This is a genomic window from Flexivirga sp. G2, from assembly GCF_055397625.1.
Map to the genome: position 1 here is coordinate 1,166,861 of NZ_AP039675.1, position 22,344 is coordinate 1,189,204.

The following is a 22,344-nucleotide window of genomic DNA, read 5'->3' on the forward strand; positions in this document are numbered from 1 at the left end:
GTGCGACCTCGTTCCTCGGTCGTCCGAGGCGCCTGTTACTTCTCCCGGGGGCACAAAAAAAGTCGCAGCAAGCTGCGACGATTTTTGTGCCCCCGGCAGGATTCGAACCTGCGCTCCCGCCTCCGGAGGGCGGTGCTCTATCCCCTGAGCTACGGGGGCGTGCGGCGAACCGCGTGGGCAAGATTATCAGTCATCGAGGGGTGCTCTCGACACGGTCGCATCCGGGCGTGGTGTTCAGCCGCCGGACGAGGCCGTATGGCGCAGCCCGCCCCGCCGTATCGTGTCGCCCGTGACTTCCGCGAATCGACTCGATGCTCACATCTGGCCGTCCGGTCTCGCCGAGACCACGGACGGCGGTCTCGCGTTGCACGGCACGACGTTGACGGAGCTGGCGGCGACGTACGGCACTCCGGCATACCTCGTCGACGTGCCGGATCTGCTCACCCGGGCACGCGACTTCCGGGACGAGTTCCGCGCGGCGTTCGAGGCCATCGGGTCCACCTGCGACGTGTTCTACGCGGGGAAGGCGTTCCTCTGCTCGGCACTGGTCCGGCTGCTCGACACCGAGGGCCTGAACCTCGACGTCTGCACCAGCGGGGAGTTGGCGGTGGCGGCGAAGGCCGGGTTCCCCGGAGCGCGCACCGGCATGCACGGCAACAACAAGTCGGTGGCCGAGATCGACGCCGCGGTCGACTACGGCGTCGGCCGGATCATCGTCGACTCGCTGGAGGAGATCGAGCGCGTCGTGGCAGCGGCCCGTCGCAAGGGTGTGCGCGTCAGCATCATGTTGCGCGTGAAGACCGGCGTCGAGGCGCACACGCACGAGTTCATCGCGACCGCGCACGAGGACCAGAAGTTCGGCTTCTCGCTGTCCGGCGGTCAAGCGGCGGAGGCCGCCGCGGAGGTGCTGCGGCACCCCGAGGAGTTGCACCTGCTCGGCTTCCACTCGCACATCGGCTCGCAGATCTTCGACTCCGAGGGCTTCCGGGCCGCTGCGGAGCGATTGATCGCCATGCAGCTGGAGGTCGCCCGGGATCACGGGGTGGTGCTGCCCGAGCTCGACCTGGGCGGCGGCTTCGGCATCGCGTACGTGCCCGAGGACGAGCCACTGTCGCCGCGGGAGATGGCGACCCAGCTCGCCGCCATCGTGCGATCGGCGTGCGAGACCGCGCAGACCCCGGTGCCGCGGGTCTCCATCGAGCCCGGCCGCGCGATCGTCGGTCCGGCCGGTATCACCCTCTACGAGGTGGGCACGGTCAAACCGGTGCAGGCGACGGACGACCTCACACGCACTTACATCTCGGTCGACGGTGGCATGAGCGACAACCCGCGTCCGGCCCTGTACGAAGCGGATTACGTTGCCACGCTTGCCAATCGGCACAGCGACGAACCGACGACACAGGCGCGCGTCGTGGGCAAACACTGCGAGTCGGGCGACATCGTGGTGCGGAACCAGCAGCTGCCCGGCGACATACGACCGGGGGATCTGCTCGCGGTCGGTGCGACCGGCGCATACTGTCGGGCGTTGTCCAGCCAGTACAACCACGTCACGCGGCCCCCGGTGCTGGCCGTCACGCCGGACGGCGTCCGCACCTGGTTGCGCCGCGAGACCATTGACGACCTGTTGGCCCTCGAAGGGGAGTGAAGATCCGTATGGCACAGCCATTGAAGGTTGCGCTGCTCGGTTGCGGAGTGGTCGGCAGTGCCGTCGCCCGGCAGCTGACCGATGACGCGGCCGACCTGGCCGCGCGCGTGGGCGCACCGCTCGAGCTGATCGGCGTCGCCGTCCGCGACGCGGACAAGCCGCGCCCTGAATCCGGTGTTCCCGCAGAGCTTTTCACCACCGACGCCGCATCACTGGTGACCAACGCCGACCTGGTGGTCGAGCTGATGGGCGGCCTCGAGCCGGCACGCTCGTTGCTACTGCGCGCCATCGAGCACGGCGCCGCGGTCATCACCGCCAACAAGGCGTTGCTCGGTGCCGACGGCCCCCGCTTGTATGCCGCAGCCGATGCGCGCAATGTGGACCTGTCCTTCGAGGCGTCGGTGGCCGGCGCCATACCGCTGTTGCGGCCGTTGCGGGAATCCCTCGCGGGTGACGACGTGCATCGGGTGATGGGCATCGTCAACGGCACGACCAACTACATCCTCGACAAGATGGATCGCACCGGCGCCGCCCTCCCGGACGTCCTGGCCGAGGCACAGGAGCTGGGGTATGCCGAGGCCGACCCCACCGCCGACGTCGAGGGACACGACGCGCAGGCCAAGGCCGCGATCCTCGCCTCCCTCGCGTTCCACACCCGGGTCTCCAGCGACGACGTCCACTGCGAAGGCATCATGGGCATCACCGACGCCGACATCCGCGACGCGCGCAAGATCGGTTGTGTCGTCAAGCTTCTCGCGATCTGCGAGCGGACGCCGGACGGTGTCAGTGCCCGAGTGCATCCCACCCTGGTCCCGCGTTCGCACCCGCTCGCCAGCGTGCACGACGCGTTCAACGCAGTCTTCCTGGAGACCGCGCTCGCCGGTGAGCTGATGTTCTACGGGCAGGGCGCAGGTGCCAAACCGACGGCGTCGGCCGTGCTCGGCGATCTCGTGCAGGCGGGCCGGCACCGGGTGGTGGGCGGTCACGGGCCGCGCGAGTCGGCATACGCCGAACTCCCGGTGCTGCCGATCTCCCGGACCCGGACGAGCTACTTCATCCGGTTGGACGTGCTGGACCGGCCGGGCGTGCTCGCGCGGGTCGCCAATGTCTTTGGCGCGCATGATGTTTCGATCGAGAGCATGCGTCAGGGCGTACGCCGGTCGGAAGACGGCCTGGCGATCCTGCAGCTCGTCACCAACCAGGCGACCGACGACTCGTTGGTCGCCACCGTCGATGAACTTCGCAAGCTCGATGATGTGCACGAGGTCAGCTCTGTGCTCCGTGTGGAAGGAATGTAACTGTGGCCAACCAGTGGCGAGGCGTTATCCGTGAGTATGCCGACCGGCTGCCGATGTTGGCGGGCGCTCCGGTCGTCACGCTGGGGGAAGGCGGCACGCCGCTGATCCACGCCGAGTGGCTGAGCAAGCACGTCGGCGCGGACGTGCACGTGAAGTTCGAGGGCCTCAACCCGACCGGGTCGTTCAAGGACCGCGGTATGACGGCGGCGATCTCGGCGGCGGCGAAAGCCGGTGCGAAGGCTGTCATCTGCGCATCGACCGGTAACACATCGGCATCGGCAGCGGCATACGCGACCAAGGCCGGTATGACGTGCGGCGTGCTCGTGCCGGAGGGGAAGATCGCGATGGGCAAGCTCGCCCAGGCAATCGCGCACGGGGCTCAGCTACTCCAGGTGGACGGCAACTTCGACGACTGCCTGACCCTGGCCCGCAAGCTGGCCGAGGCCTATCCGGTGGAGCTGGTCAACTCGGTCAACCCGGCACGCATCGAGGGACAGAAGACCGCAGCGTTCGAGGTCATCGACGTCCTCGGTGACGCCCCGGACATCCACTGCCTCCCGGTCGGCAACGCCGGCAACATCACGGCCTACTGGAAGGGTTACCGCGAATCCGCTGCATTGGCAGTCGGATCCGACGGTGCAGCGACCAAGACTCCGAAGATGTGGGGCTTCCAGGCTGCGGGTGCGGCGCCGATTGTCAAGGGTCACCCGGTCGACGAGCCGGACACCATCGCGACGGCGATCCGGATCGGCAACCCGGCGTCCTGGGAGCAGGCCATCGCGGCGCGGGACGAGTCCGGCGGGTTGATCGACGCCGTCACCGACGAGCAGATCCTGCGGGCGCATCACCTGATCTCCAGCAAGGAGGGGATCTTCGTCGAGCCCGGTTCGGCGGCGAGCATCGCCGGGCTGTTGATGATGCACGAGCGCGGCGAGATCCCTGCCGGTGCGACGATCGCCTGCACCGTGACGGGTCACGGCCTGAAGGATCCGCAGTGGGCGCTGCAGGGTGCCGACGGGCAGCAGGTGCAGCCGACGAAGGTTCCGGTGGACGCGGTCACCGCGGCGCGCGCACTCGGACTGGAAAGCTGACCGGAGCCGGATCTGATGGATTCAGAACAGTTTTCGGTCGGTACCTCCGTCACTGTCGAGGTGCCGGCGAGTAGCGCGAACCTCGGTCCCGGCTTCGACTCGGTGGGGCTCGCGCTCGGAATCACCGACACGGTTCAGGCGACCGTGGCTGCAGAGGGACTGCAGATCACCGTGGACGGACACAGCGCCGACACGGTGCCGACCGACGAGTCGCACCTGATCTGGCGCTCCGCGCTGACGATGTGGCAGCGACTCGGCATCGAGCCGCCACCTGGCCTGATCCTGCGCTGCCGCAACGGGATTCCGCACTCGCGCGGTCTTGGTTCGTCGGCCGCCGCGATCGTCGCCGGTATGGCGCTGGCACTCGCGCTGGTCCGCGACCGCATCGACGGGCCGGCATCCCTCGCGATGCTCAGCGACGTCGCGAGTGATCTCGAGGGGCACCCGGACAACGCGTCGGCCAGTGTCTACGGCGGACTGACCGTCTCGTGGGCCGACGACGAAGGGAACGGCTGGCGGACCGTGCGGCCACGGCTGCACCCGAACGTGAACGTGGCCCTGCTGCTCCCCGAGGCCACGCTGTCGACCGACTCGGCACGGGCCGCACTGGGTGACACGGTGTCGATGTCGGCCGCCGCCTCGACGGTGGGACGGGCCGCCCTGCTCGTGCACGCGCTGACCGAGGAGCCCGAGTTGTTGCTGCCGGCGACCCGCGACTGGCTGCACCAGGAGCCCCGCAGGGCGTCATACGAACAGAGCATGGAGGTCGTCGACCGGTTGCGGGCGCGTGGCCTCGCCGCGTCGATCTCCGGAGCCGGGCCGGCCGTGTTGGTCCTCTCCGCAGGCGAATTCGCGATCGATGCCGGTGACCTGCCCGAGGGGTGGCAGGTGCTGTGGCCGGGAATTGCCATGACCGGTGTGCGAGTCGTTTCGCATTCCGGCCCCTCGACGGTGTAAGTTTGGCCATACATCGACGGCTCAAGCCGTCCGCGTGACAGTTCTGTCCCGGATGTCGATGTCTCACCGCAACTGTTACTCACCGAGATTCTCGGTAGCGCGCAATGCCGGTGATGAGTGTTACTTCGCTGAAGTGAAGGCGGAAGTGACAGCAACCATTTTTTGCATACCCCACACCGGCCTCAGCGCCGGACGAACGAGGGGGAAGGAACCTTCGTGACCGACACCACCGAACTCTCCGCGTCGACTTCGGCGCCCGCTTCGAGCTCTCGGGGAAACCTGAGCACGATGAAGCTGGACGAGCTCAAGCAGCTCGCGGTGACCATGGGCATCAGCGGCACCTCCAAGATGCGCAAGAGCGATGTCCTCTCGGCTATCCGTGAGCGCGGCGGCGAGAACAAGCCCGCCGCCGGCGGCTCGCAGCCCGCACAGTCCGCGCCGCGTCGTTCGCGTCGTGCGACCGCCGCCCCGGCGACGCCCGCCGAGGGCGAGCGCTCCGACGCAGCACCGGCCGCAGCCCCTGCCGCCGACGCGCCGGCCGGCGCCGACAAGAACTCCACTGACAAGAGCGTCGAGGCCAAGGCCGACAAGCAGGCCGACAAGCAGCCTGAGCAGCGGTCCGACAAGTCCGCGGACAAGGGCGGCGACACGTCCGCCGACCGCGCCGAGGGCGGCAACGACCGCAACAACGACGGCGACCGTGGCAACCGCAACAACGACCGCAACGCTGACCGCAACACTGACCGCAACAACGACGGCGATCGTCAGGGCGGCAACAACCGCCAAGGCAACCGCAACGAGCGGAACAACGACCGCAACGACCGCAACGACGGTGACCGCGGCAACCGCAACAACGACGGCAACCGTCAGGGCGGCGGCGGCAACAACAACCGTCAGGGTGGCCGCCAGGGCAACAACAACGACCGGAACAACGACCGGAACAACGACCGCTGGAACGACGACGACGGCAACGGCCGTGGCCGCCGTCGCCAGCGTGGTCGTGACCGCAAGCGCGGTCGCGGTCGCGGCGACGACTTCGGCGATGTCGACACGCAGGTGCGCGAGGACGACGTCCTGGTGCCCGTCGCAGGCATCGTCGACGTGCTCGACAACTACGCCTTCGTCCGGACCAGCGGTTACCTGCCGGGCCCGAACGACGTCTACGTGCCGATGGGCATGGTCAAGAAGAACGGCATGCGCAAGGGTGACGCGGTCACCGGCGCGATCCGTGCCCTGCGCGAGGGCGAGCAGCTGCCGACCCGGCAGAAGTTCAACGCCCTGGTGCGCCTGGACACCGTCAACGGTATGACGCCCGAGCAGGCCAAGGAGCGCGTCGAGTTCGGCAAGCTCACCCCGCTCTACCCGCAGGAGCGGCTGCGTCTCGAGGACGACCCGAAGCACCTCACGAACCGCGTCATCGACCTCGTCGCACCGATCGGGAAGGGCCAGCGTGGCCTGATCGTCGCACCGGCGAAGTCCGGTAAGACGATGGTCATGCAGGCGATCGCCAACGCGATCACGGCTAACAACCCCGAGTGCCACCTGATGGTCGTGCTCGTCGACGAGCGTCCCGAGGAAGTCACCGACTTCCAGCGCTCGGTCAAGGGTGAGGTCATCTCCTCGACGTTCGACCGCCCCGCCACCGACCACACCGAGGTCGCCGAGCTCGCCATCGCGCGTGCCAAGCGACTGGTGGAGCTCGGCAAGGACGTCGTGGTGCTGCTGGACGGCATCACCCGTCTGGGTCGCGCCTACAACCTGGCCGCGCCGGCCTCCGGCCGCATCATGTCCGGTGGTGTCGACTCGGCAGCGCTCTACCCGCCGAAGAAGTTCTTCGGTGCCGCCCGCAACATCGAGAACGGTGGCTCGCTGACCATCCTGGCGACCGCGCTGATCGAGTCCGGCTCGCGCATGGACGAGGTCATCTTCGAGGAGTTCAAGGGCACCGGTAACTGGGAGCTGCGCCTGTCGCGCCAGCTCGCCGAGCGCCGCATTTACCCGGCCGTCGACGTCAACCAGAGCAGCACCCGCCGCGAGGAGATCCTGCTCGGCAACGACGAGCTGAAGATCATGTGGAAGCTGCGTCGAGTGCTCGCCGCGCTCGACTCGCAGCAGGGCATCGAGCTGCTGCTGGACCGGTTGCGGAAGACCCCGTCCAACACGGAGTTCCTGATGCAGGTGCAGCAGACCAGCTCCATCAAGCTCGACGACGAGGACTGAACCTTTTCCTCGACCCCTCGGGCCACCGAGGCGTGTGTCACTGCACGACGGAGAGCGCCCCGCGAGCACTGCTCGCGGGGCGCTCTCGTCATACACCTGATGCCGAATGACGGCTTCTTCGCCGAGTGACGGCCCAAGAGGACCGTCACTCGCCGAGAGAGCCGTCACTCGGGATGGGGAGGGGGCGGCGTCAGGTCAGCTCGACGTCGTCCGCCTGGACGTACATGACGCGGTGCCCGAAGTAGACCAGGTAGTACTTGTTCTCACCGACGATGTCGATGTGGTCGTCGGGTGTGGTGATGTCGTAGTACCAGGCCTTGTAGTAGTCGGTCGGGACGTCCTGGTCCGCGATGACGTACTCCTGGTCCGCGCCCCACACATAGCTGAACGGCGCGACACCCTGGTCCCACGACGGGTCGGGGTATGCCGACGACTCCGGGTAGGCACGGCCGTAGACCTGAATGTCTTTGCCCTGCTTCGGTTTTGCCTTCACACCCTTCTTCACCAGCCGCGCCGTCGGCGCCTTCGCCGGGTTGTGGAACCACGCCTTCTGGCCGAGGTACCAGATGGCGGTCCAGTCGCCATACACGCCCGCTACGACGAAGTCCGTGCCCGCGGCCGCGCGTGCGCCGACGTCGTCGGGCTTCGTGGTCGACGCCGAGCCGCTCGGGTGCAGGCCGATGTCCTTGACGAGCGGGGCGCCTTCGTCGGGTTGGACGTGCAGCGCGACGAAGTTGGTCGCCGGTTGCGGGCCGTCGACCACGCAGATCGGCGGGTTGTTCGTGTCGCAGCCGGTGACGACCTGCTCGTTGCCGTCGAAGCCGGGCAGGATGCGGATGACGTCGCCGACGGCGAGCTTCTTCTTGATCCGGGTTCCCTTGTCGAGCGGAGCATTCAGCAGCTCGAAGTAGTGCTCCCAGTCCCAGAACGGGCCCGGGTCCCAGTGCATCGACGGGATGCCCGCGGTCGTCGTGGCCGGGACTTGGTCGTGGCCGATGATGTGCGCCCGGTCGACCGGGATCTTGTACTCGTCGCACAGGTAGCGGATCAGCCGGGCCGACTTGCGGTACATCGGCTCGGAGAACCAGGTCGGGCCCGACACGGCGAAGCCCTCGTGCTCGACGCCGATCGAGTGGGCGTTGACGTACCAGTTGCCGGCGTGCCAGCCGACGTCCTCGGCCTGCAGGTGCTGGGCGATGAGGCCGTCACTGGAGCGGACCGAGTAGTTCCAGGCGAGGTAGGTCGGGTCCTGCACCAGCTTGAGGCTGCCGGCGTAGTAGCCCTCCATGTCGTGGATGACGATGGTGTTGAGCGCGGGGGACGCAGGCCGGCGGGCCAGGTCGTGGTTGCCGTAGTTGCCCGGATCGGCGCTGAGTTGTTCGTATGGCGCCGGCACCCAGTCGACCGGCAGGCCCTTCGGAGCATCGATCGGGTATGGCGCGGGCTTGGCCTTCGCCGCCGCGGTCTCGACCCGTTTGGTGACGACCGCGCGCTGGGCGGTGACGCTGCCGACCTTGCCGGCCTTCAGCTCCAAGCGCACGCCCGACGCCTGCTTCGCGACGCCGGACCGAAGGTCGGCGATGACGTCGTCGGCGAAGCTGCGCTGGGTCGATGCGGTGGTGAATCCGCTACTCGCAGCGATCGATTCGTACCAGGTGGCCGGGTCGGTGTTGGCGCCCACGGCGTGGCCGAGGGTCTTCTGTGAGCCGGCGAGGATCGCGGCGGCGCCCATGATGTTGGCGGCGGTGTCGGTGCGCAGCGTGTCCTTGGAGAGGCCGGTCAAGGTGGCAGCCGTGCCGAGGGTGTCGATGACACCGGCGGTGCCGGCGCCCTTGCCGACAGCCGCGTCGCGCTGTGCCTGTGCGGCGGCTCCGTCGATGAGGTGCATCGGGCCGTAGCCGAGGCTGGTGCTGGGGCGGCCCGCATGGTCCTCCCAGCGGGTCTGGCCGTAAGAGACGGCGGCCAGCACGGCGGCCGGCACGCCATACTTCGCGGACGCGGCGGCGAACTGATCGTGCTGCTCCACTGCGAGAGCCGGGGCAGCGGTGGCCGTGGCGGCGACCGGGACCGCCAGCGCGGCAACGAGGAAGTTGCGTCGGGACAAGGGACGATTCATCGTGACTCCGGATCATCAAAGGGCGGTCGCCCAGCGAGAGAGCTGACTCTTTCACCTTGCCACTCCGGAGCATGTAAATGGTTTTCGGAGAGTGACGACTTCCCGAAATGCCGAATGACGGCTTCTTCGCCGAGTGACGGCCCAAGAGGACCGTCACTCGGCGAGAGAGCCGTCATTCGGGATGGAGCGGCGTCAGGACAATTCGACGTCGTCGGCCATGACGTACATGACCCGGTGGCCGAAGTAGACCAGGTAGTACTTCGTCGTCCCGACGATGTCGATGTGGTCGTTCGGTGTGGTGATGTCGAACGTCTTGGCCTTGTAGTAGTCGGTCGGGACGTTCTGGTCCGCGATGACGTACTCCTGGCCGGCCGCCCACGTGTAGCTGAACGGCGAGATCGCCTGCACGTCGGCGGGATCGGAGTATGCCGAAGCCTCCGGGTAGGCGCGGCCGTAGACCTTGATGTCCGTGTCCTGCTTGGGCTTGGCCTTCACGCCCTTCTTGAGCAGGCGGGCCGTCGGGGCCTTCGCCGGGTTGTGGAACCAGCTCTTCTGGCCGAGGTACCAGATGGCCGTCCAGTCGCCATACACGCCCGCCACGACGAAATCGGTGCCGGCCGCGGCGCGGGCGCCGACGTCCATCGGCTTCGTGGTCGAGGCCGACCCGTCCGGGTGCAGCCCGACGTCCTTGACCAGCGGAGCGCCTTCGTCGGGCTGGACGTGCAGGGTGACGAAGTTGGTCGCCGGTTGCGGACCGTCGACCACGCAGATCGGCGGGTTGTTGTCGTCGCAGCCGGTGACAGTCTGCTCGTTGCCGTCGAAGCCGGGCAGGATCCGGATGATGTCGCCGACCGCGAGCTTCTTCTTGACCCGCGTGCCCTTGTCGAGCGGTGCGTTCAGCAGCTCGAAGTAGTGCTCCCAGTCCCAGAACGGGCCCGGGTCCCAGTGCATCGACGGGATGCCCGAGGTGGTGGTCGCGGGCACCTGGTCGTGCCCGATGATGTGGGCGCGGTCGACCGGGATCTTGTACTCGTCGCACAGATACCGGATCAGCCGGGCCGACTTGCGGTACATGACCTCGGTGAACCAGGTCGGGCCGGCAACGGCATAGCCCTCGTGCTCGACACCGATCGAGTGCATGTTGACGTACCAGTTGCCCGCGTGCCAGCCGACGTCGGCCGCCTCCAGGTGCTGGGCCATCTGACCGTCGCTGGAGCGGACCGAGTAGTTCCACGCCAGGTAGGTCGGGTCGCTGTTCAGTTGCAGCGCCTCGTCGTACGGGCACTCCATGTCGTGGATGACGATGGTGTTGAGGGTGGGGGAGACGGGCCGGCGGGCCAGGTCGTGGTTGCCGTAGTCACCCGGGTCCTCGCCGAGCTTCTCGTACGGCGCCGGGCTCCAGTCGACCGCGAGGCCCTTCGGCGCATCGATCGGGTATGGCGCAGGCTTCGCCTTCGCCGCCGCTGCGTCGACGCGCTTGGTGAGCACGGCGCGCTGGGCGGTGACGCTGCCCACTTTGGTGGCCTTGAGGTTCAACTGCACACCGGAGGCCTTGCGGGTGACACCCGACCGGAGGTCGGTGACGACGTCGTCGGCGAAGCCGCGTTGGCTCGACGCGGTCGTGAAACCGCTTGTCGTTGCTACGGCTTCGTACCAGGTGGCGGGGTCGGTGTGCACGCCCACCGCATGGCCGAGCTTCTGCTGAGCGGCGGCGATGACTGCGGCAGCGCCCATGATGTTCACCGCGGTGTCGGTGCGCAGCGTGTCCTTGGAGAAGCCGGTCAGGGCTGCGGCGTTGCCGAGCGTGTCGACGACGTGCGCGGCGCCCTTGCCGGCCGCGGCGTCACGTTGCGCCTGCGCGGCTGCACCGTCGATCAGGTGCATCGGGCCGTAGCCGAGGCTGGTGCTGGGACGGCCCGCGTGGTCCTCCCAGCGGGTCTGGCCGTAGGAGACCGCCGCCAGGATTGCGGCGGGGACGCCATACTTCGTCGACGCCGCGGTGAACTGATCGTGATCCTCCACGGCCAGGGCCGGGGCGGACGTGGCGGCAGCTGCCACCGGAACTGCAAGAGCTGCAACAAGGAAGTTGCGCCGTGATACAGGACGACTCATCGTGACTCCGTGATCATCAGGGGACAGTCGGCCCAGGGGAGAGCTGACTCTTTCACCTTGGCATGGCATAGGACGTAAATGGTTTTCCGCGACTGTCAGGTTTCCCTTGTCTCGAATGACGGCTTCTTCGGCGAGTGACGGCGGGATCGGACCGTCGTTCGCCGAGGGAGCCGTCATTCGGCACAAGGGGGCGGGGCGGGGGCACAGGGAGGGGTGCGGAATAAGTCGGGAACGGTTCTCGTTTGGACTGTTGGTCTGCCAGCTGGCAGAATCTTCGGTTGGCTCCCCGGTTCACGCTTGCGCACTCAGCGTCTGCGACCCGGTGGGCATGACATCCCTAGGAGATCCCATGAAGAAGGACATTCACCCGTCCTACGGTGAGACGGTGGTCACCTGCACCTGCGGTGCCACCTTCACCACCCGCAGCACTGCCCCGTCCGGTGCGATCGCCGCCGACGTGTGCTCGCAGTGCCACCCCTTCTACACCGGCAAGCAGAAGATTCTGGACACCGGTGGCCGCGTCGCCCGCTTCCAGGAGCGCTACGGCAAGAAGGCTGCCAAGTAGCTGAGTCGAGGATTCGTTCCTCACCATCGACTCTGCTGCCTGAGTCATTTGGCCGTCCTTCGGCCGGACCGTTTTCCGCACCGCCGGTCCTGACCCACGTGGTCGGGGCCGGCGGTTTGCTTTGCCCAGCATGTCCCCTCCGCCGGAAGGCATCCCATGATCGAGTCAGCAGCCGCCGTCGCGGACGAATACGCGGACCTGGAGCGCCAGTTGGCCGACCCCGCGGTGCACGCCGACCCCAAGGCGCTGCGCCGGCTCAATAAGAGGTATGCCGCGCTGGCGCCGACCGTCGCGGCATACCGGGCGTGGACCACGGCACGTGAGGACCTGGCGGCGGCGCGCGAGCTCGCCGCCGAGGACGAGGCGTTCGCGGAGGAGATCCCCGCGCTCGAGGAGACGGTCACCGAGACGGAGGCCAAGCTGCGCAAGCTGCTGCTGCCGCGCGACGAGGACGACGACCGCGACGTCATACTCGAGGTCAAGGCCGGCGCTGGCGGCGCCGAATCAGCTTTGTTCGCAGCCGATCTGGTCCGCATGTACCTCCGGTATGCCGAGCACGCCGGCTGGCGTGCCGAGATCACCGACGGCACCGAGTCGGACCTGGGTGGCTACACCGACGTCCGGGTGACGATCCGTGCGAAGGGACAGCCGGAGCCCGGCCAGGCCCCGTGGGCGAAGCTGAAGTACGAGGGTGGTGTGCATCGCGTGCAGCGCGTGCCGGTCACCGAGAGCCAGGGGCGCATCCACACGTCCGCAGCCGGCGTGATGGTGATGCCGGACCTCGACGAGGGGGACGACGACGAGATCGAGTTCGGGCCGAACGACCTGAAGATCGACGTCTACCGGTCGTCCGGCCCCGGCGGTCAGTCGGTCAACACCACCGACTCGGCGGTCCGCATCACCCATCTGCCGACCGGGCTCGTCGTCTCCTGTCAGAACGAGAAGTCGCAGCTGCAGAACAAGGAAGCTGCGATGCGCGTGCTCAAGGCGCGACTGCGGCAGCAGGCTCAGGAGGCCAAGGAGGCTGAGGCGTCCGCGGCCCGGCGCTCGCAGGTGCGCACCGTCGACCGTAGTGAGCGGATCCGCACCTACAACTTCCCGGAGAACCGCATCGCGGACCACCGCACGGGCTACAAGGCGTACAACCTCGACACCGTGCTCAACGGTGACCTCGACGCGTTGATCCAGTCCGCGATCGACACCGACGAGGCCGCGAAAATGGCTGCGGTCGCTGAAGGTTCACCTTCCGCATGAGCGCGATCCGCCCGCTGCTCGCGTCGGCCACCGAGCGGCTCGCAGCCGCCGGCGTGCCGAGCGCCGCGACGGACGCGACCTTGTTGTTGGCGCACGCGTGGGGGCTGTCCGTCGGAGAGCTTCAGCGTCGGCAATTGCTCGGCGCCGAGCCATCGGCCGATGTCGTCGACCGCTTCGACGGCTTGGTCGGTGAGCGGGCGGCACGGATCCCACTCCAGCACCTCACCGGCACAGCGCCGTTCCGCAGCATCGAATTGCAGGTCGGGCCAGGGGTTTTCGTCCCGCGACCGGAGACCGAGCTGCTGGTCGACCTGGTGCTCGCCGAGCTGCGCGATCGTCCGGAGGCCCAGGTCGTCGATCTGTGCACCGGGTCCGGCGCGATCGCGCTCGCGATCAAGCACGAAGCGCCCACGGCATCGGTCACGGCCGTCGAACTCGACCCGATGGCGCACGCCTGGGCGGCCCGCAATGCGCAGTCGCTGGGCCTCGACGTGGACGTGCTGCACGGCCCTGCGGAGTCGGCATTGCCGGGCAGCGAAGGGACGCTGGACGTGGTCGTGAGCAACCCGCCATACATTCCGGTCGGGATGGTGCCGATCGACCCGGAGGTCCGTGACCACGACCCCGAAGTCGCCCTGTATGGCGGCAGCGAGGACGGCTTGCGCATTCCGCTCGCCGTTGCGCGACGAGCGCATCAACTGATGCGTCCGGGCGGGTTGCTGGTGATGGAACACGCTGACAGTCAAGGGGATTCGCTGCCGGCCGCACTCGTTCGCGACGGTTGGACCGGCGTCGCAGACCATCGCGATCTGGCGGACCGGCCGCGCGCGGTCACCGCCCGCAAAACGCGGGTCGAGTAGTCGCGAGGGACGAGCGACGTATCGAGACCCGCCGAGCCGAGCTCAGCCGACGATCGTCACGCCGGCAAGCTCGACCACGATCGCCTGCGCCTGCTCCGCGGTGATGATCGCGCCCTTGAGCGCGCGCAACCGATCCATGTCGCACGGGCCCAGCGCTGCGCCCCTCAGGTCGGCCCCTTCGAGCTTTGCGTCATACAGATCCGCGTGGGTGAGGTCGCAGCCGTCGAGCACCGACGCGCGCAGGTCGACACCGCGCAACACCGCCTCGGTGAACCGGCACCCGGTCAGGTCCGTGTGCGAGATCACCGCGCCGATCAAGTTGGCGGCAAAGAGGTTCGACCGCTTGATCGTGAAGCCCAGACCGCGGGTGTGGGGCAGCGCGGCGCCCATCAGCCGGCAACCCTCGAAGCTCGCCCCGCCGAGTGAGGCACCGTCCAACCGCACGTTGTCCAAGACACAGTCGGTGAAGGTGACCTCGGTCAGATCGACGTCCCGCAGGTCGGAACCGCGCAGGTCGCACCGCAGCAGTGACACCGCGTCCGTGGCCGTTGCCAGCAAGGCCGGCAGCTCCTTGTCGACATACGTCTCGTCGATCAGCTCCATGCCCGGGAGTCTGGCAGCCACCGCCGACGGCGCTCGATCAGTCACGTTGTCGGTGGGTGTCGGTAGCGTCCAGCCATGGCTATCGCACGCACTCCCAATCTGGTGATCGACTGTCCCGACCCCGGACAGCTCGCGACGTTCTACGGCAAGCTGCTCGACTTCGAGGTCAAGGTCGACGACGACGGCAGCTGGGCAGAGATCCGCACCGACACCTGGCCGCCGATCAGCTTCCAGCGCGTCGACGACTTCCAGGCGCCGCAGTGGCCCGGGCAGGAGCATCCGCAGCAAATGCACCTCGACGTCGTGGTCGACGACCTCGACGCAGCGGAGGGGCCGACCATCGAGCTGGGCGCCACCAAATGTGCGGAGCAGCCGGGCACCTCGTTCCGGGTCTTCCTCGACCCCGCCGGACATCCGTTCTGCCTCTGCAACTGCTGAGGTTGACGGGGGCGTGATGCCGCGGTCGCTCGCACTGTGACCTGGTCAACTCTCGTCGAGCTCGTCTGACAGACTTGCCGGGTGAGCCCAGTCTTCGATTGCATCGTCCCGGAGTCCCGCGACGAGGGCGTCAGCACCGCGGCCGAGGCGATCTTTCGCGGCGAATGCGTGGTCCTGCCGACCGACACCGTCTATGGCATCGCGGCCGACGCCTTCAACCCGACCGCCGTCGGACAATTGCTGGAGGCCAAGGGTCGCGGTCGCGACATGCCGCCGCCGGTGCTGATCCCGTCCCGGCAGACCGTCGACGGACTTGCGATGTCGGTGCCGTCATACGCCGGACGGCTGATGGATGCCTTCTGGCCCGGTGGCCTCACGCTCGTCTTCCGTGCCCAGCAGTCGCTCGCCTGGGATCTCGGCGACACCAATGGCACGGTCGCCCTGCGTATGCCGGACGACGAGATCGCCATCGCTCTGCTGGAGAGCACCGGACCGCTCGCGGTCAGCTCCGCCAACCGCACCGGCAAACCGTCCGCGACGACGGTGACCGAGGCAGGCTTCATGCTGGGTCATTTCGTCGACATCTACCTCGACGGAGGCGTCCGCGGCGCGGACACCTCCTCGACGATCCTGGACTGCACGAAGGCCGACCCGGTGGTCCTGCGCGAGGGCACGATCACCAACGAGGAGCTGCAGAAGGTCCTCGGTGACGTCGAGTTGATCACCGGTCGGGCGATCAACTCGCCGATCCCGGAACCGGTCGAGCCGGAGCAGGCTGCCGAGGATGCACCCGTCGACCTGACCAAGCCCGGTGACGACACCGTTGCGCCAATTGCCCCTGCCGACAGTGAGATCCACTCCTCTGCCGATGTGCCTGAAGCGCCGCCGACCTTGGGCGGGCAGTGGCATGAGACTCCCACCGATGACAACAGCGACGACGAATAAGGTGTCCGACATGACCACCCCCTTCTACGGTTCTGATTTCGACGCGCTCCAGCAGTTCGACCCGGACATCGCCGGCGTTCTGGTCTCCGAGCTCGACCGCATCCGCGATGGACTGCAGCTGATCGCCAGCGAGAACATGTCGAGTCCCGCGGTCATCACCGCGCTCGGCTCGACGCTGACCAACAAGTACGCCGAGGGCTACCCGGGTCGCCGCTACTACGGCGGCTGCTCCGAGGTCGACAAGGCCGAGACGCTCGCGATCGAGCGGTGCAAGGCGCTCTTCGACGCCGATCACGCCAATGTGCAGCCGCACTCGGGCGCCAGCGCCAACCAAGCGGTCTACGGCGCGTTCCTGAAGCCGGGCGAGACGATCCTGTCGATGTCCTTGCCGATGGGCGGTCACCTCACGCACGGCACCAAGGTCAGCTTCTCCGGCAAGTGGTTCAACGCCGTCAACTACGGCGTCGACAAGGAGACCGAGGACATCGACTACGCCGAGGTCGAGCGGCTCGCCAAGGAACACCGGCCGAAGGTCATCCTGGCCGGCGGCTCCGCCATCCCGCGGCTGATCGACTTCGAATTCTTCCGCAAGCTCGCCGACGAGATCGGCGCGATCTTCTGGGTCGACGCCGCGCACTTCATCGGCCTGGTCGCCGGCAAGGCGATCCCCAGCCCGGTCCCGTATGCCGACGTCGTCTCCTTCACCACGCACAAGGTGCTGCGCGGCCCGCGTGCCGGCGCCATCGTCTGCAAGGAGGAGCACGCCAAGGCGATCGACAAGGCGGTCTTCCCGATGATGCAGGGCGGCCCGCAGATGCACTCCATCGCTGCCAAGGCGGTCAACTTCAAGGAGTGCGCGACGCCGGAGTATGCCGCCTACGCCAAGCAGGTCATCGCCAACGCGCAGCAGCTGGCGACCTCGCTGGGGGAGCACGGCATCCGCCCGACGACCGGCGGCACGGACACCCACCTGTCGCTGCACGATCTGCAGGGCATCGGTGTCACCGGCGCCGACGCCGAGAAGCGAGCCGATGCCGCAGGCATCGTGCTGAACAAGAACGCCATCCCCTTCGACCCGGCCAAGCCGAACATCGCGTCCGGCATCCGCGTCGGTTCGCCGTGCGTCACGACACAGGGCATGGGCACCGAGGAGATGAAGCTGATCGCGGACCTGATCCACACCGCCATCACCGAAGGCGACGGCGACCCCGAGCACGCCGCGGCCAAGGCTGTGCGTGGTCAGGTTTCGGAGCTGGTCGAGCGTTTCCCGGCGTACCCTCGCTGAGTCGGCGGGTCTCGATACGAGCTCGCCTAGCGGCTCGCCCTACTCGACCCGCAAGTTGCCCGACGATCACCAGAAGGATTCTGTCCCGCTGTGAAGTTCAATCAACACAGGTGCAGGAGGTTCGGGCTCGGTTGGCATTGCAGCGAGTTCGCGAGCTGCTGTGCCGGCGGAGCATGAGCCTCTGTGCGTGAATATCTGCTCATCGCGATCGTCGCAGCGGCGATCACCTTCATCACGACTCCCGGCATACGCTGGGCAGCCGTCCGTTGGAATGCCGTCACGCCCGTGCGCGGGCGTGACGTGCACACGGTCCCGATCCCGCGGTTGGGCGGTGTCGCGCTCCTGTTGGGATTCGCGGCGGCGATCCTGGTCGCCAAGCAACTGCCGTACCTCGGCAGCAAGATCGACTACTCGTCCGTCCTGTGGGTTCTGGCCGCGGCCGCGATCGCGACGTTGCTCGGTGCGATCGACGACCTGCGGGAGCTCGATCCGCTGACCAAGGTCGCGGGCACGATCGTCGCTGCGCTCGTCATGTCGATGCTCGGCGGAGTGCACCTCTATTTCCTGCCGATCCTCGGTACGGCAACCTACTTCCCGCAGTGGGTGCTGTTCGGGCTCACAGTCATCGTCGTCATCGCGACCACTCAGGCCGTCAACTTCGCCGACGGCCTGGACGGGCTGGCTGCGGGTACGACGGCGATCGCGGCCGCGACGTTCTTCATCTGGAGTTATGCGACGCGGCAGAACTACGACAACGACGTCTTCACCCTGGCGTCGTTCATCTCGGCCGCCGTCGTGGGCTGTTGCCTCGGCTTCCTGCCACACAACTTCCACCCGGCCAAGCTCTTCATGGGCGACGCCGGGTCCTTACTGCTGGGTCTGCTGCTGTCCGCGTCGCTCATCTCCTTCACCGGCAACTTCGACCCCGCCGGGGATCAGGGGCAGACGTCATCCGTCGCGATCCTGCTGCCGATCGCACTGCCCGTGCTCGTGCTGGCCCTGCCAGTGCTCGACGTGCTGCTGGCCTTCGTCCGCCGCGGCGGAAAGTTCTGGCACCCCGACAAGAAACACCTGCACCACCGGCTGATGCGGATGGGGCATCCGCACCGCCAGGCCGTGCTGCTGCTCTACCTGTGGTCGGCGTCGGTCGCCGGGGGAGTGCTGCTGTTCAACTTCCTGTCCACCCCGCTGGCCGCGTCCGTGCTCATCGGACTCATCGCCCTCTGCCTCGCGCTGACCGTCGGCCTGCCCCGCCTCGCGCGACGCTGAGCGGACCTCAGGGGTCCGGACGTGATCTCGATGGGCGCCTCATCCCTCGGCGCTACTCGATCAGCGCCCGCGGATTTCCCTCGGATACGGAGCTTGTGATAACTTTCACAAGCAGGAAGACGAGGTGACACCAAGCCTCGAATGCCTCCAGTGAGACGCCCCATCGACGCCCACGACTCAGGCAGATTGGCAGAGAGCCCATGACGGACTCCCGACCGGAAGTGACGCCGGCACCGCCGGTTCTTCCGTTCGCGACGATGTTGCGAGCGGGCATCGTCGTCAACGCGGTCTGTCTGCCGGTGTTGACCATCATCTTCTGGATCGCGAACGGCCCGAAGGGCGGCGGCAGTGCCGCCATCGGCGTGCTCGTCGCCTTGGTCTTCTTCGCCGGTGGCCTCGCGGTCCTGCAGCGCGTCCCGAGCGACAACACGATGCTCCTGTTGGCGACCGCACTGGCGGTCTACCTTGGACAGGTCATCTTCCTCGGCATCATCATCCTGGCTCTCTCCGAGCGGGACTGGATCGATGGTTGGGCGTTCGGTCTGTCCGTCCTCGTGACGGCGCTCGCCTGGCAGGTGGCTCAGGTCGTCGCTTATGTGCGTGCCCCGAAGCCGGTCTATTCGGACCTGCCGAGCACTACCGTCGGAGGGAGCAACCCGTGACTGGAGGCCGTATGTCGCAACAGCCCGGCGCCCACGACGCGCCTCGTTCGACCAAGCCCGGTGGAATCGTCAGCACCTTCCTGGCCAGCTCTGCCGACTGGAAGACCGAGCGTCCCGGGATGACCGAGTCCGTCGGGGTGAGTGCCCTGAGTTACCTGCTGAGCGGACCGGTACTATTTGCCTTGATCGGCTTCGGATTGGACCGGTTGCTGCACACCGGCTTCCTGGTCCTGATCGGCCTCCTCGCGGGGATGGCCCTGTCGATCTACCTGATCTGGTTTCGGTACGGTGCGGAATGACAGCCATTTTTCAGCTGCCGCCGCCTGTCGGTGCCGGGCGGCATACGTCGCCCAGTGAACCCAGCATCAGACCAGAATTCCTGACCAACCTGAAAGAAGACTGAGGAGCGCCTGTGAGCTTCAGCCCACTTGCTGCGGTGAAGACGGAATCGTTCGAGCCGCCGAACCCGCAGGAGTTCTACCAGCGGTTCTTCGGCCACGGTGACTGGTCGTTCACGCGACCGATGGCGCTCTTCCTGATCGTCGGCGTGGTCGTCTGCACCTACCTGGTGATGACGACCCGCAAGGCTGCCATCGTCCCCGGCCGGGGTCAGTGGCTCACCGAGCAGATCTACGCGCCGATCCGCAACGGCATCGCGCAGGACATCATCGGCACCAAGGAATTCCTCAAGTACGTGCCGTTGCTCTTCGCGGTCTTCTGCACCCTGTTGCTGAGCAACCTGATGAGCGTCATTCCGTTCTTCCAGTTCCCGCCCACCGGCCGGGTCGGGTTCCCGATCGCATTGACGCTGTTCGTCTACGTCACCTACCAGGTGATCGCGTTCAAGCGGAAGGGCGTCATCGGCTACCTCAAGGGACTCGTGCCGCCGGGTCTGCCCGCTTGGATCCGACCGATGATCCTGGTGCTCGAGGTCATCACCTACTTCGTCACCCGCCCGGTCACGCTGGCCCTGCGACTCTTCGGCAACATGTTCGCCGGCCACATGCTGCTGCTGCTCTTCATCACCGGTGGCGAGTTCATGATCGTCCACCAGAGCGGCTTCCAGTACAAGATCTTCGGTGCCGGGTCGTTCGTCATGGCCGCTGTGATGACCGTCTTCGAGATCCTGATCGAGTTCCTGCAGGCCTACATCTTCACCCTCCTGGCTGCGACCTACATCGCCGATTCGATCTCCACGGAGCACTGAGCGCGACCGCACCGTGCCCATAGATTTACAACCGAATACGCAACAACCACAGAACTCCCGGTCGGTTGTGCCGACCGGAGCAATGAAAGACAAACTCAGAAAGAGAGACCATCGTGTCAGGCAACATTGCGATTCTCGGCTACGGCCTCTCCGCCATCGGCCCCGGTGTCGGTATCGGTCTGATCTTCGCCGCCTACATCAACGGCGTTGCTCGCCAGCCCGAGGCGCGCGGCATGCTGCAGTCGATCGCCATCCTCGGCTTCGCGCTCGCAGAGGCGCTGGCCATCTTCGGTCTGGTCCTCGCGTTCGTCTTCAAGTCGTAAGCGCGACACCACACCGATCGTCACCAGCACCGTCTCGTAGGAGAAAGTCATGCACAGTGTCGCCCTAGCAGGGCTCGCTGCTTCCAGCGACTCCAAGGTCGCCGAGAGGTACCCGATCCTCCCTCAGCTGTCTGAGCTGATCTTCGGGCTCATCATCTTCGCGCTGATCCTGTTCGTCGTCTGGAAGAAGGTCGTCCCCAACCTGGAGAAGGCCTACCAGGAGCGGACAGCGGCCATCGAGGGCGGCATGGAGCAGGCTGCCGAGGTCCAGAAGCAGGCCGAGGAAGCCAAGTCCCAGTACGAGGCTCAGCTCGCCGACGCTCGCGCCGAGGCCGCCAGCATCCGTGAGGACGCCCGCTCGCAGGGCGCCCAGATCATCGCCGAGATGCGGGGCCAGGCCAACGCCGAGTCCGAGCGGATCATCGAGAGCGCGCACAAGCAGACCGAGGCCGAACGTCAGCAGGCCCAGGTCGAGCTGCGCAGCCACGTCGGTCGCCTGTCGACCGATCTGGCCGGCAAGATCGTCGGCGAGTCGCTCGAGGACGAGACGCGTCAGCGCGGCATCGTCGAGCGATTCCTGGCGGACCTGGAGTCCGGGGACGTCAAGCCGGAGAAGGTCGGCACGACGCCGAACGAGGGTGCCTGATGCAGGGCGCTTCGCGTAGTTCGCTGCTGACTGTCCGACAGGAACTCAACACCCTGCTCGGCTCCGGCACGGACGCCACCTCGCTCGGTGACGAGCTGTTTGCGGTCTCGGGCGTGCTCGGGTCCAGTGCATCGCTGCGGCGCGCACTGACCGACCCGACCGCCGAGCAGTCCGCGAAGACGGCGCTCGTCGACCGGCTCTTCGCCGGCAAGGTCAGCGACGCAGTGCAGCAGGTGCTGCGCAACGCCGTCGGCCAGCGCTGGACCGACGAGCGGGATCTCGGCGACGCGCTGGAGCAGCTCGGCGTGGAATCCACGCTGACCGCGGCGGAGCGTTCGGGTCGTCTCGACAACGTCGAGGACGAGCTGTTCCGCTTCGAGCGGACGATCGCCGGTGACGCCGGACTGCGGGATGCGCTCGGTGACCGTCGACGCTCCGGCAGCGACAAGGCCGACCTGGTCGGCAAGCTGCTGGACGGCAAGTCGGCGCCGGAGACGGCCCGGCTGGCACGCCAGGCGGCCGCCAACCCCGGTGGTCGTCGGGTCGAGCGAGTGTTCGAGTCGTATGTCGCAGTCGCCGCGCAGTTGCGCGACCGGCTCGCGGCGACCGTCACGTCGGCCGTCGACCTCGACGAGGCCGACCGGTCCCGACTGGGTCAGGCGCTGGCTCGTGTCTACGGCCGTCCCGTCCAGCTCAACGTCATCGTCGACCGGACCATCGTCGGAGGCCTGCGGGTGCAGGTCGGCGACGAGGTCATCGACGGCACCATCGCAACCCGACTGGAGGAGGCCCGCCGCACCATGGCGGGCTGACCTCGACCCACCTTCCGGCATACCGACGCTGGAGCA

At 67.2% G+C, this 22,344-nt stretch carries 21 protein-coding genes and 1 tRNA gene; 18 read left to right on the top strand and 4 right to left on the bottom strand.

Annotated elements, in window-relative coordinates; translation table 11 throughout:
* Positions 1–87: 87 nt before the first annotated feature.
* A tRNA-Arg gene (locus ACZ50J_RS05755) sits at positions 88–159 on the bottom strand.
* 130 nt (positions 160–289) lie between these two features.
* Here ACZ50J_RS05755 and lysA point away from each other — a divergent pair.
* From lysA to rho, 5 genes are all read left to right on the top strand, one after another.
* Complete coding sequence (gene lysA / locus ACZ50J_RS05760; RefSeq protein WP_464300312.1) at positions 290–1,645, top strand: diaminopimelate decarboxylase; 1,356 nt, start codon at positions 290–292, stop codon at positions 1,643–1,645.
* An 8-nt stretch (positions 1,646–1,653) separates the two neighbouring features.
* Positions 1,654–2,943 carry a homoserine dehydrogenase gene (locus tag ACZ50J_RS05765; RefSeq protein WP_464300313.1) on the top strand — a complete coding sequence of 430 codons (1,290 nt, stop codon included), beginning with the start codon at positions 1,654–1,656 and terminating at the stop codon, positions 2,941–2,943.
* Positions 2,944–2,945: 2 nt separating this feature from the next.
* Positions 2,946–4,034 (top strand): threonine synthase, encoded by a 1,089-nt coding sequence (gene thrC, locus ACZ50J_RS05770; RefSeq protein WP_464300314.1) that lies wholly within the window; start codon positions 2,946–2,948, stop codon positions 4,032–4,034.
* Between the two features lie 15 nt (positions 4,035–4,049).
* The gene (gene thrB, locus ACZ50J_RS05775; RefSeq protein ID WP_464300315.1) at positions 4,050–4,991 is read left to right on the top strand and encodes a homoserine kinase; all 942 of its coding nucleotides are present in this window, start codon (positions 4,050–4,052) and stop codon (positions 4,989–4,991) included.
* A gap of 216 nt (positions 4,992–5,207) precedes the next feature.
* Positions 5,208–7,211, top strand: coding sequence for a transcription termination factor Rho (rho, locus tag ACZ50J_RS05780; RefSeq protein ID WP_464300316.1), 2,004 nt, complete (start codon positions 5,208–5,210; stop codon positions 7,209–7,211).
* Between the two features lie 190 nt (positions 7,212–7,401).
* Here the strand turns inward: rho and ACZ50J_RS05785 are convergent, their stop codons facing one another.
* Positions 7,402–9,327: an N-acetylmuramoyl-L-alanine amidase gene (locus ACZ50J_RS05785; RefSeq protein WP_464300317.1), complete on the bottom strand. Its 1,926-nt coding sequence runs from the start codon at positions 9,325–9,327 to the stop codon at positions 7,402–7,404.
* Positions 9,328–9,519: 192 nt separating this feature from the next.
* On the bottom strand, positions 9,520–11,439 hold the full coding sequence (locus tag ACZ50J_RS05790) for an N-acetylmuramoyl-L-alanine amidase (protein ID WP_464300318.1): 1,920 nt from the start codon (positions 11,437–11,439) through the stop codon (positions 9,520–9,522).
* A 349-nt stretch (positions 11,440–11,788) separates the two neighbouring features.
* Here ACZ50J_RS05790 and rpmE point away from each other — a divergent pair, with 349 nt between their 5' ends.
* The 3 genes from rpmE to prmC all read left to right on the top strand — a co-directional run bounded on the left by rpmE (position 11,789) and on the right by prmC (position 14,118).
* On the top strand, positions 11,789–12,004 hold the full coding sequence (gene rpmE, locus ACZ50J_RS05795; protein ID WP_464300319.1) for a 50S ribosomal protein L31: 216 nt from the start codon (positions 11,789–11,791) through the stop codon (positions 12,002–12,004).
* 156 nt (positions 12,005–12,160) lie between these two features.
* Positions 12,161–13,258 (top strand): peptide chain release factor 1, encoded by a 1,098-nt coding sequence (gene prfA, locus ACZ50J_RS05800; protein WP_464300320.1) that lies wholly within the window; start codon positions 12,161–12,163, stop codon positions 13,256–13,258.
* Positions 13,255–14,118, top strand: coding sequence for a peptide chain release factor N(5)-glutamine methyltransferase (gene prmC, locus ACZ50J_RS05805; protein WP_464300321.1), 864 nt, complete (start codon positions 13,255–13,257; stop codon positions 14,116–14,118). The genes prfA and prmC overlap by 4 nt, the downstream gene beginning before the upstream one ends.
* A 42-nt stretch (positions 14,119–14,160) precedes the next feature.
* Here prmC and ACZ50J_RS05810 read toward each other — a convergent pair whose 3' ends face one another.
* The gene (locus ACZ50J_RS05810) at positions 14,161–14,721 is read right to left on the bottom strand and encodes a pentapeptide repeat-containing protein (protein ID WP_464300322.1); all 561 of its coding nucleotides are present in this window, start codon (positions 14,719–14,721) and stop codon (positions 14,161–14,163) included.
* A 75-nt stretch (positions 14,722–14,796) separates the two neighbouring features.
* Here ACZ50J_RS05810 and ACZ50J_RS05815 point away from each other — a divergent pair, with 75 nt between their 5' ends.
* The 10 genes from ACZ50J_RS05815 (at position 14,797) to ACZ50J_RS05860 (ending at position 22,308) form a co-directional block, all read left to right on the top strand.
* Complete coding sequence (locus tag ACZ50J_RS05815; RefSeq protein ID WP_464300323.1) at positions 14,797–15,159, top strand: VOC family protein; 363 nt, start codon at positions 14,797–14,799, stop codon at positions 15,157–15,159.
* 81 nt (positions 15,160–15,240) lie between these two features.
* A complete protein-coding gene (locus ACZ50J_RS05820; RefSeq protein WP_464300324.1) occupies positions 15,241–16,104 on the top strand; it encodes an L-threonylcarbamoyladenylate synthase in 864 nt (287 codons plus the stop codon).
* Between the two features lie 10 nt (positions 16,105–16,114).
* Complete coding sequence (locus tag ACZ50J_RS05825; protein WP_464300325.1) at positions 16,115–17,389, top strand: serine hydroxymethyltransferase; 1,275 nt, start codon at positions 16,115–16,117, stop codon at positions 17,387–17,389.
* A 183-nt stretch (positions 17,390–17,572) separates the two neighbouring features.
* Positions 17,573–18,658 (top strand): glycosyltransferase family 4 protein, encoded by a 1,086-nt coding sequence (locus ACZ50J_RS05830; RefSeq protein WP_464300326.1) that lies wholly within the window; start codon positions 17,573–17,575, stop codon positions 18,656–18,658.
* A 200-nt stretch (positions 18,659–18,858) separates the two neighbouring features.
* Positions 18,859–19,320 (top strand): hypothetical protein, encoded by a 462-nt coding sequence (locus ACZ50J_RS05835; protein WP_464300327.1) that lies wholly within the window; start codon positions 18,859–18,861, stop codon positions 19,318–19,320.
* A gap of 11 nt (positions 19,321–19,331) precedes the next feature.
* Positions 19,332–19,619, top strand: coding sequence for a hypothetical protein (locus ACZ50J_RS05840; RefSeq protein WP_464300328.1), 288 nt, complete (start codon positions 19,332–19,334; stop codon positions 19,617–19,619).
* A 113-nt stretch (positions 19,620–19,732) separates the two neighbouring features.
* Positions 19,733–20,527 carry a F0F1 ATP synthase subunit A gene (gene atpB, locus ACZ50J_RS05845; protein WP_464300329.1) on the top strand — a complete coding sequence of 265 codons (795 nt, stop codon included), beginning with the start codon at positions 19,733–19,735 and terminating at the stop codon, positions 20,525–20,527.
* Between the two features lie 113 nt (positions 20,528–20,640).
* Positions 20,641–20,850: an ATP synthase F0 subunit C gene (gene atpE / locus ACZ50J_RS05850; RefSeq protein WP_440282678.1), complete on the top strand. Its 210-nt coding sequence runs from the start codon at positions 20,641–20,643 to the stop codon at positions 20,848–20,850.
* 49 nt (positions 20,851–20,899) lie between these two features.
* Positions 20,900–21,496 (top strand): F0F1 ATP synthase subunit B, encoded by a 597-nt coding sequence (locus ACZ50J_RS05855; RefSeq protein WP_464300330.1) that lies wholly within the window; start codon positions 20,900–20,902, stop codon positions 21,494–21,496.
* Positions 21,496–22,308 carry a F0F1 ATP synthase subunit delta gene (locus tag ACZ50J_RS05860; RefSeq protein ID WP_464300331.1) on the top strand — a complete coding sequence of 271 codons (813 nt, stop codon included), beginning with the start codon at positions 21,496–21,498 and terminating at the stop codon, positions 22,306–22,308. The genes ACZ50J_RS05855 and ACZ50J_RS05860 overlap by 1 nt, the downstream gene beginning before the upstream one ends.
* The last annotated feature ends 36 nt before the right edge of the window (positions 22,309–22,344 follow it).

Bases quoted from the DNA above. Each gene is read 5' to 3' on its own strand.
- ACZ50J_RS05765 (WP_464300313.1), top strand. From the start codon at position 1,654: ATGGCACAGCCATTGAAGGTTGCGCTGCTCGGTTGCGGAGTGGTCGGC.
- thrB (WP_464300315.1), top strand. From the start codon at position 4,050: ATGGATTCAGAACAGTTTTCGGTCGGTACCTCCGTCACTGTCGAGGTG.
- ACZ50J_RS05785 (WP_464300317.1), bottom strand. From the start codon at position 9,327: ATGAATCGTCCCTTGTCCCGACGCAACTTCCTCGTTGCCGCGCTGGCG.
- ACZ50J_RS05790 (WP_464300318.1), bottom strand. From the start codon at position 11,439: ATGAGTCGTCCTGTATCACGGCGCAACTTCCTTGTTGCAGCTCTTGCA.
- rpmE (WP_464300319.1), top strand. From the start codon at position 11,789: ATGAAGAAGGACATTCACCCGTCCTACGGTGAGACGGTGGTCACCTGC.
- prfA (WP_464300320.1), top strand. From the start codon at position 12,161: ATGATCGAGTCAGCAGCCGCCGTCGCGGACGAATACGCGGACCTGGAG.
- prmC (WP_464300321.1), top strand. From the start codon at position 13,255: ATGAGCGCGATCCGCCCGCTGCTCGCGTCGGCCACCGAGCGGCTCGCA.
- ACZ50J_RS05810 (WP_464300322.1), bottom strand. From the start codon at position 14,721: ATGGAGCTGATCGACGAGACGTATGTCGACAAGGAGCTGCCGGCCTTG.
- ACZ50J_RS05815 (WP_464300323.1), top strand. From the start codon at position 14,797: ATGGCTATCGCACGCACTCCCAATCTGGTGATCGACTGTCCCGACCCC.
- ACZ50J_RS05825 (WP_464300325.1), top strand. From the start codon at position 16,115: ATGACCACCCCCTTCTACGGTTCTGATTTCGACGCGCTCCAGCAGTTC.
- ACZ50J_RS05835 (WP_464300327.1), top strand. From the start codon at position 18,859: ATGACGGACTCCCGACCGGAAGTGACGCCGGCACCGCCGGTTCTTCCG.
- ACZ50J_RS05840 (WP_464300328.1), top strand. From the start codon at position 19,332: ATGTCGCAACAGCCCGGCGCCCACGACGCGCCTCGTTCGACCAAGCCC.
- ACZ50J_RS05855 (WP_464300330.1), top strand. From the start codon at position 20,900: ATGCACAGTGTCGCCCTAGCAGGGCTCGCTGCTTCCAGCGACTCCAAG.
- ACZ50J_RS05860 (WP_464300331.1), top strand. From the start codon at position 21,496: ATGCAGGGCGCTTCGCGTAGTTCGCTGCTGACTGTCCGACAGGAACTC.